This window comes from Polyangiaceae bacterium, assembly GCA_016715885.1.
Taxonomy (GTDB): domain Bacteria; phylum Myxococcota_A; class Polyangia; order Polyangiales; family Polyangiaceae; genus Polyangium.
The window spans coordinates 451229-465855 of record JADJXL010000018.1 but is presented as its reverse complement, the minus strand read 5'-3'; the positions used below and the strand labels follow the sequence as shown (position 1 = coordinate 465855).

At 59.6% G+C, this 14627-nt stretch carries 13 protein-coding genes and 3 pseudogenes; 3 read left to right on the top strand and 13 right to left on the bottom strand.

Features of this window, described 5'->3' with window-relative positions; translation table 11 throughout:
- The first annotated feature begins 31 nt into the window (after positions 1-31).
- Positions 32-2449: a protein kinase gene (locus IPM54_23040; GenBank protein MBK9262664.1), complete on the top strand. Its 2418-nt coding sequence runs from the start codon at positions 32-34 to the stop codon at positions 2447-2449.
- A complete protein-coding gene (locus IPM54_23035) occupies positions 2440-2664 on the top strand; it encodes a hypothetical protein (GenBank protein ID MBK9262663.1) in 225 nt (74 codons plus the stop codon). Before IPM54_23040 ends, IPM54_23035 begins: the two co-directional genes overlap by 10 nt.
- Positions 2665-2671: 7 nt before the next feature.
- Here the strand turns inward: IPM54_23035 and IPM54_23030 are convergent, their stop codons facing one another.
- The 9 genes and pseudogenes from IPM54_23030 to IPM54_22990 all read right to left on the bottom strand — a co-directional run bounded on the left by IPM54_23030 (position 2672) and on the right by IPM54_22990 (position 11772).
- Entirely contained in the window at positions 2672-2944 is a 273-nt protein-coding gene (locus IPM54_23030) for a hypothetical protein (GenBank protein ID MBK9262662.1), read from the bottom strand.
- A gap of 199 nt (positions 2945-3143) precedes the next feature.
- Positions 3144-4181, bottom strand: coding sequence for a hypothetical protein (locus IPM54_23025; GenBank protein MBK9262661.1), 1038 nt, complete (start codon positions 4179-4181; stop codon positions 3144-3146).
- A 26-nt stretch (positions 4182-4207) separates the two neighbouring features.
- On the bottom strand, positions 4208-4687 hold the full coding sequence (locus tag IPM54_23020) for a C-type lectin domain-containing protein (protein MBK9262660.1): 480 nt from the start codon (positions 4685-4687) through the stop codon (positions 4208-4210).
- A 194-nt stretch (positions 4688-4881) separates the two neighbouring features.
- Entirely contained in the window at positions 4882-5802 is a 921-nt protein-coding gene (locus IPM54_23015) for a sigma 54-interacting transcriptional regulator (protein MBK9262659.1), read from the bottom strand.
- Complete coding sequence (locus IPM54_23010; GenBank protein ID MBK9262658.1) at positions 5699-6253, bottom strand: GAF domain-containing protein; 555 nt, start codon at positions 6251-6253, stop codon at positions 5699-5701. The genes IPM54_23015 and IPM54_23010 overlap by 104 nt, the downstream gene beginning before the upstream one ends.
- Before the next feature lie 166 nt (positions 6254-6419).
- Positions 6420-6872, bottom strand: a pseudogene (locus tag IPM54_23005) (FHA domain-containing protein).
- Positions 6821-7243 carry a hypothetical protein gene (locus IPM54_23000; GenBank protein ID MBK9262657.1) on the bottom strand — a complete coding sequence of 141 codons (423 nt, stop codon included), beginning with the start codon at positions 7241-7243 and terminating at the stop codon, positions 6821-6823. The pseudogene IPM54_23005 and the gene IPM54_23000 overlap by 52 nt, the downstream one beginning before the upstream one ends.
- Before the next feature lie 109 nt (positions 7244-7352).
- Positions 7353-11076: pseudogene (hrpA, locus tag IPM54_22995) on the bottom strand (ATP-dependent RNA helicase HrpA).
- Between the two features lie 159 nt (positions 11077-11235).
- A complete protein-coding gene (locus tag IPM54_22990) occupies positions 11236-11772 on the bottom strand; it encodes a hypothetical protein (protein MBK9262656.1) in 537 nt (178 codons plus the stop codon).
- A 62-nt stretch (positions 11773-11834) separates the two neighbouring features.
- On the opposite strand from IPM54_22990, the pseudogene rnz reads away from it, so the two are divergent.
- Positions 11835-12766, top strand: a pseudogene (gene rnz, locus IPM54_22985) (ribonuclease Z).
- A 23-nt stretch (positions 12767-12789) separates the two neighbouring features.
- Here the strand turns inward: rnz and IPM54_22980 are convergent.
- The 4 genes from IPM54_22980 to IPM54_22965 form a co-directional block, all read right to left on the bottom strand.
- Entirely contained in the window at positions 12790-13026 is a 237-nt protein-coding gene (locus IPM54_22980) for a hypothetical protein (GenBank protein ID MBK9262655.1), read from the bottom strand.
- Entirely contained in the window at positions 13011-13340 is a 330-nt protein-coding gene (locus tag IPM54_22975) for a hypothetical protein (GenBank protein MBK9262654.1), read from the bottom strand. Before IPM54_22975 ends, IPM54_22980 begins: the two co-directional genes overlap by 16 nt.
- Before the next feature lie 89 nt (positions 13341-13429).
- Complete coding sequence (locus IPM54_22970) at positions 13430-13672, bottom strand: hypothetical protein (GenBank protein MBK9262653.1); 243 nt, start codon at positions 13670-13672, stop codon at positions 13430-13432.
- A gap of 85 nt (positions 13673-13757) precedes the next feature.
- A complete protein-coding gene (locus IPM54_22965) occupies positions 13758-14627 on the bottom strand; it encodes a hypothetical protein (protein MBK9262652.1) in 870 nt (289 codons plus the stop codon).

The window sequence follows — 14627 nt, the reverse complement described above, 5'->3', positions numbered from 1 at the left end:
CGTCGGCCGAACGATTGGATACGCTCGCGGCGTGACCGACCCGCTCCTCTCCGGCCTCCCCACGGCAGACGAAGCGCCGAAAGCAAGGCCCGTCGACAAAGGCGAGCTCCTTCGGCCCGGCCAGGACATCGCCGGCCGTTATGAAGTGCGTGAGCGTCTTGGTCGCGGAGGCATGGGCGCCGTTTGGCGCGTCTATGATCGAAAGCTCGACGAAGACGTCGCCTTGAAGGTCATCTTGCCCGATCGCATGGGCGACCCGACTTCGCTCGTTCGATTCCGCGACGAAGTCAAGATAGCTCGCAAGATTACGCATAGCAACGTTTGCCGCGTCTTCGATATCGGTGAAAGCGATTCGCTCGTGTTTCTCACGATGGAGCTCATCGAAGGCACGACACTGCGAAAACTTCTGATGGACGGCTGCATTGAATCAGGCCGCGCTGCCCATATGCTGCGGCAAATCATCGATGGTGTCGCGGCCGCCCACGAACGAGGCATCATTCACCGGGACATCAAACCTGAAAATGTGCTGGTTCGTCAGGACGGACGTTGTCTCGTTGCCGATTTTGGCCTGGCATATCGCCCGGATGCAAGCACGAAAGAGGATACGGCGGGCACGCCCGCCTATATGTCGCCGGAGCAGCTTCGAGGCGAAACGCTCGATGTACGTAGTGACGTGTATGCCTTGGGACTCGTCGCATTCGAGCTTCTCACGGGACAATCGCCAGAATCCGCGCGAAGTGCAATCGCTGCCGGCGAACCACTCGCGTTCGATCGATTCGCAGAACCCATGCAATCGGCATTGCGAGCTGTCATCACGCGGGCGCTCGCAGAAAACCCGAAAGACCGATTCGATTCGGCTGCGGCGTTCGGGGCTGCCCTTCCTCGCACCTGGGAATCGATCGAGAATCGAAGTGTACGCGAAGCCCGGAGCCTGCCGGAAGCATTTGCACCGACGGAGCCGGTTTTCAAACCCAAAGCAGTTGGGATTCGTCGGCGACGATGGTTTTGGGTCGCTGCTGCACCGGTCATTCTCTTCGGTACATTGATGCTGCTCGCCCAGTTGCCTCGAGGCGACATTCGCGAATGGCGCCCATTTTCGCGAGATGACGACGCGACGGAAGAAAACGACACGAAAAGCCGCATCGTCCCTGAAACTCGGCCCACGGGCGACAAGGCGCCGCTCGTCGTATTGCCCTTCGAGAACCTGGTGGGCGAAGAAAAGTGGAATGGTTTGTCGCGTAGCGCCCATGCATCGATCCGCGATGCATTGCGGACAATCCCCGAAATCGCCGTCGTGGATGGAGATGCCAACGAGGACAGATCCGCGGTGTTTCGCGTACGCGGCAGCGTGCAGCGTACCGGAGACAAACCGCGGCTCGTCGTTCACATCGAGACGGTGAATGCAACCGACGAGGCGCTTCGCGCAGAGCCTGTCGAGGTGGCGCTCGACCCCGATGAAACCGCGGCGCTTTCAACGTTGCGTCTGGATACGATCGAGGAAATGAAACTCTTGGTGCGTCATTGGCGCAAGCGGCAAAAAGCGACGCTCGGCACGAAAAATGACGAGGCCCGCGCCAAGCTCCTTCAATATTATGCAATGGTCGGTCCTGCACCCAAAAGACAGCATGTGGAAGCGGGAACGGCATTGCTCGATGCGGCACTGACACTCGATTCCGCGTATCTACCGGCGCTCGTGGAGCGCGCATATCTGCGCACCGTTGGAGGTCCAGGCACGTTCGAGGCTCGGGTTGCGCAATCCATCGTCGATCTGGATGCTGCAAAAAAGATTGCGCCCGACGATCCCGATGCTGCGGTCATGCGATGTCGGCTCATGCAAGTGGCGACGGTTGCGGGCGCACGATCAACGGACAAGCAAATCAAAGATGCTCGCGAAGCATGTCAAAAAGCGCTGCAATTGGCCCCGAGCTCGGCATTCGTCTTCAATGCATTGGCGCGTCTCAGTGATTTGGTTTGTCAGGACGACGAAGCCATCCGCCTACTCGAACAAAGCCTCGATCTCGATCGCGGGCTTCGCGCACGAGGACTCAAACACTTGGTCGAATTCACGCTCTTGCATGGACAAATCAACGTGGCGGATCGCATGAGCGCCGCGCTGCTTGCTTTACAAGAGGAAGAGGAACGATTGGGGCCGCGGGCGTTCACCCGTCGTTCGGGGTCGCCCGTCAGAAATGCGCATTGGCTGCGAGGTGTGGTGTATTTGCGAAAAGGCCTGGCGGAAGAAGCTCGGCATGAATTCGAACAGGAGCTCGCGTCGATTCCCGCAGCCGCGGCGGACACGTATTCGAGGCTGCTACGTTGCGAGGCCTCGCAAAAGCGGAAGGCATGCGCCACAAAAAGCTCGCGCCGGACCTCGAACGGCGCCTTGCAAAGCTCGAAGCGCAATTTCGATCCGAGCTCGCGACAATTCCCGAAACGGCATTGGCCGTAGGCGACGCATATTCACGTGTCGACCCGGAAGCCGCCGTCGAATGGCTGGAACGCACGGCGGCTGGGTCGTCGTGCTCGGATACCGTCTTTCGTGCCCTCGTTTACCTGAAAGCGGGAAAACGAGACCTCGCGCGCCGCACATTGGAGGTCTGCTCGCCAACGCAAGAATGGGAACGCTCGTGCATGACCGAGGTGCGAAGGCTCATCGGCGATTGAATGCATTTCACTTGCAGTAGCCAGGATCGTTCCGCTTCGCATCGCAACAGGCCGTACCCGTACATCCTGACGTTTCGCCGGCTTGCTCCTCGAGGCCTGGCATTGCGTACTCTTCACAGGGCACTTGGACGGTCTTGCCATCCTTGCCCGAGCTAAAGCAAGCATCGAATTCGTCGTCGTACCAGATGAGGTCTGCAGGCTCGTTTGATTCGGCAATGCAACCGGTGGCGAAGGCAGACGCGACGACGGCAAAAGCAAAGGTAGCAATGGAGCGAAGCATGGTGATTTCTCCTGTAACGGTGTCTGCCTGGAGTGATAGCATGGGTCGTGCCAAGCGGTCGACATCGGTGAAGTCTGGGGATTTGCAGGGATTGGATCGGGCGAGCAGGGGTCGATGGATCAAGTGATCAATCCGGTGCATCAATCAGATTGATCAAGTGATCAACCCGCAGATCGGAAAGATGCCGACCACTTGTGGTTCACAGCGCGCCGAACGAGACATCCGTGACCTCGGATTCGGGCGTACCGAGGATTACGTCGCCGCTGACCAACGGCGGATGCGCGGTTGTCGCGGTGTAAGTGCAGTGGATTTCGCTGTTTTTCTTGTACACGACCGTATTCGTTCCTACGAGCTCGACCTGGAACGTGTCAACACCCGGTGTATACGATACCGTTGGGCAGTCCCAGTTCTGGCCGCCGGGCTTCAACGGCACCGCTTGCGGCACGCCCGAAACCATCTTGAATTGGAAACCATATTGCACATTGCTCTGCTCGAAGTTCGTATGCGGCGTTGAGAAACCAACCTTCTTGTCGCCACTATCGGGCGACTTGAACCGCATGTACGCGCCATTCGACGATACGCTCGCAATGGTCGCCGCGCCAGCATCCCACGACATGCCCGCGACCTTTTTCACGCGATTGCCAACGGCAAGCACGTTCGTGGCAGCCGTCCACGCATTGCGCGGAATGCAATTGGCCTGGCCTTGGCACGCACGCATGCTCACGTCGGCAACGGTCGTTCCAGCGGTTCCACCGAGGGTTGCGTCCGCATAAAGAGGATACGTCGGCGTCGTGGCGTGCGAATGCATGAGCGCACCATTGCGCAAATATCGAACTTCTCCGGCCACGATCTCCACGCGGAACACGTCGCCCGGCGCGTACGTACCATTCACACTACGGGCCGAAAAACCACCATTTTCCCAGATTTGAATGACCGGTTCATTCGTGCTCGGAACCTTCGTCAACATGATGGCGTAATCGATCGTGTTCCATCCCGTACCAGCCGGATCCGACGTGAGTCCTACCACTTTGGCGGTCGTGTTTTCATCCGTCGTAAACTGCACGAATCCCTCACCCGATGGAATCGTCGTGATCGAATATGCTCCAGCGTCCCACGACATGCCCGCAGTCTTCGTGAGCGTCGTTCCTTCACGCGTTACGCTGACGAAGCTGCTTTCGTCCCACGTGACGGGATCGAGCAGCTCGCAAAATGACTTGTTCATCAATTTGCAATTCATGTCACTCCAGTCGCCCGAAGACCACATCAGACCACAATCTTCGTTATAGTTGTTATTGGGTTCGCAAAAGCCCCAATGGTACCACGTCGCCGCACTGCCATCCTCGTACCGATAGCTTCCTCGGCAGCTCGGTCGTTCACGTCGATCCAGAATGCAGCATCGTCCGTGAACGACTGAAGGAATTCGTTCTCCTCTGCGCTTTGAATGCGGGCGAGGTTCATGCCGCGGCCTTGACAGACCCGTTGGGCAAGAACTTGGCTGCGTTGATCTTGAACGACGAGGTATTCGTGTGTGTCATCCGCGTACTTATCGAATTCGCATACATCGCCCTCGTCGATCATGAAATCGCCATCGTCATCGACGCCATTGCACGTTTCGGCCGAAAGGGCCTGCGATTCCTCGGCAACCAATTCGTCCTGCTCATCCAGCTCGGCCATGCAACCAGCAAATGGCGCAGCAAGAAGGAGCGAAGCAAGCGAGGCAAAAAGACGAGTCGACGATGTCATGGCAATATCCTCCGGTGCCCTGACCGCTCCCGTTCATCGGGACAGACGGCCGAGCGTTCTGCAGAGCCCTATTGCGATGACCGTGCCAACGCGTAACTACTGGAAAATACACGGTTCTTGATCATGCCGCCCGTGGAGCTGGCTCGAGTGAGCCAACGCCACCGCATCGCCTGATCAAAAGATCGATCGATTGATCAATCGTCTTCTTTGGCCCCACCAAGGAGCCGATCCACGCGCCGCTTCATCATGATGCGCGTAATGCCGAGGAGGCGCGCCGCTTCACTGACATTGCCTTTGGCTTGCGCCATGGCCTGCTCGACGAGCATCTTTTCCGTGGGCTCGAGCTCGGCAAATTGCTCGGCCAAACTTCTGTCTCGTGGCTGATCCGGTTTCGGCCGCGCCGCACCGAGACGCGGAGACAAATCATGCGCGTCGATGAGCGGACCGTCGGCATTGATGACCGCTCGCTCGATTTCATTCCGAAGCTCGCGCACATTACCGGGCCACGAATGCCGAGCCAGCGCCGATAATGCAGCTTCCGTGAACCCTTCGAGCCGTTTGCCCATGACGGTCGCCGATCGGCGCATCAAGGCATGCGCAATGAGCGCGACGTCGGCTCCACGCTCACGCAATGGCGGAACGTCGATTTCGACAACCGCCAAACGATAATACAGATCTTCTCGAAACCGCCCAGCTTCGATTTCTTTCACGAGGTTTTTGTGCGTAGCGCTGACGACACGAACGTCGACGTGAATGGCTCGTTCGGCGCCAACGGCTTGGATTTCACCTTCTTGCAATGCTCGCAATAGCTTGGCCTGGGCAGGAATTGCAAGGTCCCCACTCATCGAGAAAAAGCGTACCGCCGTCCGCGAGCGCAAACTTACCTCGTTTTTGGCAACGGCTCCCGTGAATGCGCCTTTCTCGTGGCCAAAAAGCTCGCTTTCGAGCATGGATTCGGGAATCGCTGCGCAATTGAGCGTCACGAATGGTTTGGATGCACGTACCGACGCTTCATGGAGAGCACGGGCGACGAGCTCCTTGCCAGTTCCACTTTCGCCACGAATGAGCACGTTGGTATGACCCGCGGCGCCGTACTTTGTGATTGCAATACGCAAGCGGTTCATCGAATCGCTCGCGCCGATGATTTCGCCCGTCGCGCCGCCCAAAGATTCGGCAATCGCTTCGACACGTTGGAGTCGTTCGGCGCTTTTGTAGGGCCGCGCTGACGAGGTGACCGAGCGCGGTCAAGTACGCGAGGTCATCGACACCAAAACGCTCGGTCTTGCGGCGGTCGTCGACATAAAGCAGCCCGACGGGGCGCGTGGAAAAACCGAGCGGCACGGCCATGGCCGAAAGAATGCCCTCGCGATGCAATGTGCGCAGATGAGCTTCCGCTTCCGCATCGCGAACGATGACGGATTCGCGCCTGCCAAGAATGGCCTCGAGGAGCGCTCGACTGACGACGACATCGGCGCCTGCAGAACCTCGCGTGCGGAAAACCTTCGTGTGATGCCTCGTTCGGCGTCGCCAAGCCCACGAGCGCGCGCTCGCAACCAAGAACGTCAACGATGGCTTCGAGCATCTCGCCAAGCATGGCGTCGGTATCGCCGATGGCGCCGATGGCGCGGCTGACGTCGAAAAGAAGGGCGAGGCGACGATCGACCGGTGCATTGTGCGACGACGGGCCGGCCGCCGTGACTTGATGATGAACGATGGTGCGCTCGTCACCCTCGTGAATCTCGAGAAGGACATTGCCTATCTGGATTTGGTCGCCATCGCGGACGACAGCGGTGGTCGTCGGCGCGCCGTTACAGAGAACTCCATGACGTGAGCCGTTGTCCTGAAGCTCCCAGCCGTTGTCCTTGCGGGTGAGCGTCGCATGGCGGCGCGAAACTTGGCTGTCGTCGAGGACGAGCTCGTTGCTTTCGTGGCGTCCGATGCGGAGGACATCCGCGAGGGGAATCGAGTAGGGAAGTTGACCGGGTTTGCGTACGACGATGTGGGGCATGGAGCGCTCGCGACGGGAGCGTAGACGAAGGGGCCGCGCTGGGAAAGGCTGGAGCCGGAGAAGGTGCGTGTCTTTTTCGTGGACGTTAAGCAAATTACACAAAACAGTTGGCATCTTTTCTCGGGCTAGTGTCCGCTGATGGGATACGCGGGTTGGTCGAGATCCGGGTCGACCCATTCACGCCGCGCCTCTTTCGACATGATGCGGTCACGCGAGTAATACCGAAGTGGATAGTCTTTTTTGCCGACGGGAGATTGCAGCAGCATTCGTGCGGCGTCACCTGGGCTCATGCTGCCTGGAAGTGTTTTCACGAAATGGCGAATGGCGCTCAGGTAAAGCAATGTAATGGTGTGATGATAACCCGACGAATCGGTATTTTGCCCGCCGTGTGCCAGGTTGTATCGCTGAATGATGCCGGGCAATTCGCGTTCGAGGTCCATTTCGGGGTGAAATAGAATCAACCCGAGCGTCGCCACGCAATGCTCGCGATGCTTCCAGTCCGCTTCGGGCCACGATGCATCGAGAAGACCCTTCACGAGAGCACGAATCGCGTCATCGGTGACGTAACGATCACACCACGCAACTTCCTCGGTCGCGGTCATCGTCAGCCCATACCGCCGGTCTGCACGCTTGTCAAGAAGCTCGTTTCGCGAAACATCACCGCGACAAACTCTTCCACAATTCCGTGACCTTTTGCGGCGACACGGGCACCGCCGCCTTCAACTCCGGCGCAAACAACGACACACGTAGCTCTTCGATCAGCCACCGAAATGTCTCCAGATCCTCGACCGGGACGCCTTTCGCGCGCAGCTTTTCCTGCTGCTGGAGCCATGCATTCCATAGCGGAACGACTTGCTCGGCTTTTGCTCTGATCCTTTTGCGGACCATTCGGCATTCGTTCGAGGCGCACCAAATCGCCCGCAAATACCGCGGCACATGCGCCAATCGCTCGACACGCTCACGTGCCACGAATCCGGGCGGCGTGAGGTGATCCACTTGCACGCGCACCTCGGCAAGCGCCGCCCTGGGCGCACTGGGTTTGCCCGCGAGCGATCGCAACGTTTGCTCCACTCGCCCAAGCTCCGAACCAATGTCTTCCGCCAGCTTGCTCAATACGGACAAACGCGTCCCGAGGTCGACCTTGCCCGTGTCGAGCCGTGCGAGAAAATCCTTGCGCGTGCGCGGAAAACGCGCAGGATCCGACAAACCGAACGCTTCGTCGAATGCACGCAGCACAATTTGCGTGCGAATCGGTACGCCGTCCCTTGCGCCAAAGGTCCCGTTGCAATGGCCGCCGAAACCCGATGCTCGAGCTTGTTCAATGGCGTGCTCATTTGCAGCAAAAAGAGTCGCCGCAAACCTGCACGCGTCGCTTCGTCCGCTGCGGCCCTTGATTCGAGGATCCGGATCGACACGCTTTTCTCATTGTCGACGAGCGCCGGATACCCAATCATTTTGCGCCCAGCGACATCGATTTTCACCTCTTCCGGCAACGTATCGAAACTCCACGAGGTAAAACCCTCGCGCTCGATGGTCGCTTTCGACGCGCCCGCCCACGCGTCCCGCGCACGCTTGGCAAACCTATCTCGCAATGGTTCGAGGTCCCGGCCTTCACCCACGAGCTTTCCGTCTTCGTCCACGATGCGAAAATAAAAACGCAAAAATGGGGGCAACTGGTCGGGACGAAATGACCCCGGCGGAAGACGCACGCCAGTGCGCTCGTGAATCGTCCGCGTGAGCGTCTCGATCATCGGTCCATGAAAAGGTTTGTGTTGTTTGGCCAAATCCGCTGCAAGCGTCTTGCAATCACCCAGCGATTTGCGCATCGCTTTGGGCATTTCATCGAGCAGCCGTTCGATCTTGTCTTCGTGCCATCCGGGAATCGTCCATTCGAGCACGCCTGGGTCGAGCTGCGGCAGGAGCGGCAAAGGCACGGTGATCGTAATGCCGTCGTCATCGGCGCTTGGATCGAACTTGTACGAAAGCGGAAGGCGAATTCCTTGCAGCATCAATACATCGGGGAATCGTTCGGGCGAGAGCTCGGCGGCTTCATCGAGCAATACATCGGAAAGGGAGAGCTCGAGCAATTTTGGATTTTTCGCTTCGGCTTCTTTGCGCCACGCCTCGAAGGTTTTTCCGCTGTAAATCCCGTCGGGCACGCGCGCTTGAAAAAACAAGGCCAAAGCGTGATCGTCGGCGAGCATGTCGCTGCGCCTTGCTTTGTCGCGCAAACGACGTACTTCCTCGAAGAGCTTCTGGTTGTGCTCCATGAAGCGCCCTTTCGTCTTGTATTCCTGACGAACGAGCGCGTGCGTGATGAAAATGTCGCGCGAAGCGGCGGGATCCTTCGGCCCATAATGCACTTTGCGGTCCCGGACGATGGGCAAGCCATACAGCGATACTTGCTCCTTGGCCATCACCTGCGCCGACTTTTCCTCCCAATGCGGGTCACCGTAATGGCGTCGGCACAAATCACCCCCGGCTTCTTCGAGCCACGCCGGATCGATTTTGGCCGCCGTTCGCGCAAAAAGCTGCGATGTCAATGCAAGCTCGGCCGCAACGACCCACGCCGGCGGTTTTTTGGACAATCCGCTCGCAGGATGCAATTGAAAACGCACTTGCCGAGCGCCAATGTACGTTTTCGCTTCCTGGTTCCACATGCCAATCTTGCTCAAGAGGCCCGGCAACAATGCCTTGTGAATCGCATCCCCATTCGCCGGCCCGCTGCTTGGCGCAATGCCCATTTCCTTGACGATTTGCGCGATCTGCTGATGCACGTCGGCCCATTCACGCATTCGCACGAGCGACAAGAAGTTCTCGTAACACCAGCGTTGAAGCTGCCCGCGCGACATTTTTCGATTGAGCTTCGTGGTATGCTTGCCAAATTTTCAACAAGCTCGCAAAATCGCTAGCTTCGTCGCGAAATTTGCGATGCGCGTCGTCGGCCTTTTTCTGTAAAGCGAGCGGCCTTTCCCGCGGATCCTGCACGCCAAGCGCGGACGCAATCACGAGCACTTCGGCCAAACTGCCTTCGTGCTCGCCCGCCAATATCATGCGACCAAGACGCGGATCGAGCGGCAAACGCGCGAGTTTCTTGCCAATTTCGGTGAGCTCGCCCTGTTCGTCGATCGCGGACAGCTCCTCCAGCACGCGGTAGCCTTCTTCGATGGCCTTTTTCGGCGGTGGATCGAGGAACGGGAATTCGCGAATGTCGCCAATGCCAAGCGACTTATTTGCAGGATGACGCCCGCCAATCCCACGCGCAATATCTCCGGATCGGTGTACGCCGATCGCAATTCGAAGTCGCGCTGCTCGTACAGTCGAAAACAAACGCCACTTCGCACTCGGCCCGCTCGACCTTTGCGCTGGTCGGCGCTCGCACGCGAAATGGATTCAATTTGAAGGCTCGTGACGCCCGTTCGTGGATGATACCGGTTCACTCGAGCCAAACCCGTATCCACGACGTACACGATGCCCGGAATCGTGAGCGACGTTTCCGACGTTCGTCGCCAAGACGATCCGCCGCTCGGGCAAAGGCGCAAACACCCGCTGCTGCTCGGATTGGGGAAGTCGCCCATAAAGCGGCAAAAGTACCGTTCGCGGGAGCCCATGAGAATTGAGCCCATCCATGGTTTCTCCCGCGCTCGCCGGGCAAAAACACGAGAATGTCTTCGCGAGGGTCGATTTCGGTGATCTCTTCGATACAATTCGCGACCGTATCGATGATGTCGTTTTTCTCCCTTTTGCGCTTCGCGATAAATCACATCGACGGGAAATGCTCGTCCGGATACTTCGATGACGGGCGCTCCCGCCGAAAATGCAGAAAACCTTTCGGTCTCGAGCGTGGCGGAGCTGATGATGACGCGCAAATCCTTACGCTTCTGCAAAAGCCGGACGAGATACCCGAGCAAGAAATCGATGTTCAAGCTGCGTTCGTGGGCTTCGTCGATGATGAGCGTGTCGTAGGCACGGAGAAGCGGATCGCCTTGGATTTCCGCAAGCAAGATGCCATCGGTCATGAACTTGACGTACGTCGATGGGCTCGTGCGCTCGGCGAAGCGAATTTGTAGCCGACCTCTTTGCCGAGCGCGACGTCGAGCTTTTGGCCACGCGCTGGGCGACGCTGGTGGCCGCGATACGTCGAGGCTGCGTGACACCGATCCGCGCCGACAAACCTCGACCCCATGGCCAACGCGATTTTGGGCAGTTGTGTGGTTTTTCCCGAACCCGTTTCACCCGCGACGACGATGACCGGATGCTCGTGAATGGCACGCGCAATGGCCTCGCACGTGGCCGTAATCGGCAGTTCTTCGGGGAATCGTACGGGCCCGTCCGCTTGCAACCTGTCCACAGCCGCGGACGGATAGCACTTGGCAGGCAAGCGAGGAGAGACCCTGCCCCTCCCTGTAGCCCCTCTCCCTATGAGGGAGAGGGGGAGCAAGAGAAATCGATATTGTTGTTCCCCCTCTCCAACGCCAGTTGGAGAGGGGGTTAGGGGGTGAGGCCTGTTCCCCCTCTCCAACGCCAGTTGGAGAGGGGGTTAGGGGGTGAGGCAAACCTTCTCGAACTCGGACGCAACCCAGTCGAGAAACGCGGCATCCCACGGCGGCCCCGCAGGAAAACGCTCGCTTACCAGCGCGGAAAGCTCGATGTCACACTGACCCAGAAGATCCACGATGCGATCATGTGCGAGTCTGGCTGCAGGGACGAGCGGATCGCCTTCCCGCTCGGCCAAGGCAAACGCGTCGTCACACAAATAATAATTGCACGTGGCCGAACGCCGATCAGGCGTGAGCACACATCCTCGATCCGCAGGACCGAGGTACGTGCAACGCGCAGGAAATCCATCACTTGCAGCGACTCGCCGAATCGAAAGGCCCCGCGCGCTCGGCACGAGCTGCCCGGCCCGCAGCTCGTCCAGCAGAAAGTCACGTCCGCCAAGACGCACGATTCGTCCGATGTCCGCCCACGCAACGGCCGGAGGCGCCGCACAACAGCCTGCACGACCTTGCGGACAACGCCGGCACAAAGGCGAAAGCACGAGCGAGTCGACGCCGGCAAGGTCGAGACGAATCATGGGCCAGTTATATACAACCGACGACCGCTGCACCGTGCTAGCTTGCCGCCGAAGCGTCTCCCATGTCCGCCCTACACCTCGTCTTCCTGGGCACGTCTGCCGCCGCCCCAACGGCACATCGAAACCTGTCCGGCCTGTTCCTCAAGCGCGAAGGACAAGCATTTCTCTTCGATTGTGGCGAAGGTACGCAGCGCCAAATGATTCGTTATGGCACCGGGTTTTCCCTGGATGCCGTGTTTTTCACGCACTTCCATGCCGACCATTACTTGGGCATCATCGGGTTCGTCCGGACGCTCGGTATGCTGGGACGAACCACACCGCTCGTCATGTATGGACCGAAACCGGCCGCAACGTTCCTGCCCAAGGTCATCAAGCTTGGCGTGGATGAAGTGACGCTGCCGATTGAAATTGTCGAAGTCGAACCTGGGCAAGTGGTGCTGCGCGGTCACGGTTATCGCGTCGAAGCATTCCAAACGGATCACCGCATCCCTTCGGTGGGATACGCGCTCATCGAAGATGCGCGCCCCGGGCGCTTCGACATCACGAAAGCTCAGGCGCTCGGCATTCCCGAAGGACCGCTCTTCGGCAACTGCAACGCGGCGAAACGATCCGTTTGCCGGATGGACGCGTCGTATCGTCAGGCGACGTCGTGGGGCCAAACCGCACAGGAAGGCGCATCGTCGTTTCGGGCGACACGAGGCCCTGTGACGGAACCATCGCCGCCGCGGAAGGTGCCGATGTGCTGGTGCACGAGGCGACGTTTGGTGATTTGGAACAACTGCGCGCCCGTGACACGCGGCATTCGACGGCGCGAGAAGCGGCGATCGTGGCGCGCGATGCAGGCGTCAAGCAGCTCGTGATGACGCATCTTTCGACGCGATACGACCGTGAACCAGGGACGCTGCTTCACCAGGCGCGAGAAGAAGTGAAACCGGGCACGCTCGTCGAGGTGGCCGAAGACGGGATGCTGGTGGAAGTGCCGGTACATGATTAGGGCGTGAAAACCCTATTGGCCACTCACTCCGCCGAGATTTCTTTCTCGAGCGCGTCGACTTCCGCCTTGTAGTTCGCCGGCGTGATGTCCTTCTCCGCCTCGTCGTCGAAATCGGCCGGCGTCGGGATGTCGTCATCCTTGACCGCCTCCGCCGTGGCCGTCTTGCCATCACCTGCTGCCGGTTGGGCCGGCTTCTGCTCTTCACACGCAACGACGCACATCGAAGCGGCAAGCAGCACCAACGTCATCCATCGGCCCATTTCCCACCTGCCTTGTCACCGGCCGTAACCGTCGCCTTCGCGTCGTAGCCCGCCATCCACTTGTCGTGGCGTGCGTTCTCCTTCTCGATGAGCTTGTCGACACGCGTCACCGTCTCGCTGTCCTTCGCCTCGTCCGCAACGCTCTTGGCGCGTTCCAGCCGCGCAAGACGCCGCGCATGGCGCTTCAGCTCTTCCTTCATGGCGGTCGCCATGGGCTTGCCCTTCAGCGCCGCCTCGACCTTCTTCTTGATCTCGGCCCGATGCTCCTTGACCTTCGCCTTGCGTGCCTCTTTCCACGCCTTGCGCTTGGCCATCGCAGCCTCTTTGGCCTTCTCGTCCTCGGGACCCTCCGGAGCCGCTCCTGCGCTCGCCGCAGCACTCGCCGCAGGCTCCCGTCCTGGCTTCAGCCGACTTCTCGTCGCCCTTGCCCTTCTCGTCCCCCCTTGGCTCCCGCCTCCGCAGCCTTGTCCTTGCCCTTGTCCGCAGCCTCGGCAGCCTTGTCATTGCCCTTGGCAGCCGCCGGTGCCCCAAGCTTCGTCGGCGGGGTCAGGATCGCAGGCTTCGGCTCGGCATTGGCAGCTCCGCTCATCGTGCAAAACGCACCGAGCACGAGCGCCAGCGCCCCCCTCTTCAGCCAGTCGTTCATTGGATTCGTCCTTTCGCAAAGCCGCGACTCGAAGCTCGCAGCTCGCGGGGCGCATCCTAACCGTACCCGATGCGCGTACGCAAATTCATGGCCCGGAACAACCGTTCTCCCGCATGGCGCGAAGCGAAAGCGCACCCGCACAACCCTCGATCACGTAGTGCTCTTCGAGCAAACCTGCCGTTTCGTCATCGACACGCACACACGCTTCATCCGCACACGTGCGCGCACGTTCGAGCGCCCGCGTCCCTCGTTCGATGATCGACTCGGACAAACCTGCCCCCGCCGGAAGCGAACCTCCCGTCACCAGCGACCACCGCGCGCCCGCGATGCACTGCCCAAGCTCCAAAGCTGCATCAGCCGCTCGAAGAAGCCCATCCGCACACTCGCCGTAAAACATCGCCACCACACCACGACCAAGCAGCGACACGACCGAGCCTCGATGCTGCTCCACGATCCGCCGCAACTCCTCACGACTTCGCCCCACGTTGCTCGATAACGGCAGCCTGCCGAAGATCACCGCCACCAAGTGATCCGGGTTTGGCTCGACAGACACGCCATCCGAAGCGATGGGAACTTCCGCGTCCAATCGAGCGTGACGCAGCCGTTCGAGCTCCCCCGCCACCTCGCGCGCCGACGAAAACCGAGCCGCCGGATCGCGAGCAAGAGCACGTGCGATGAACGTTTCGAGCGACCGCGGAGCATGTGGCCACACATCCTCGAGCCGCGGCGACACTTGAAGCGCGATCTTCGCCAGCAGCGCGAACGTCGTGTGCCCCGAAAAAGGCCGCTGCCCCGTGAGCAGCTCGAAAAAGAGCGCCCCGAGCGAAAACAAATCCGACGCGGGACCAATCTCGCCGCTCGCCTGCGCTTGCTCGGGCGACATGTAGAACGGCGTACCCAACGCAACACCCTCGGGCCGCTCGGAAGTCGAATCGTACGCGAGGCCCAGATCCAA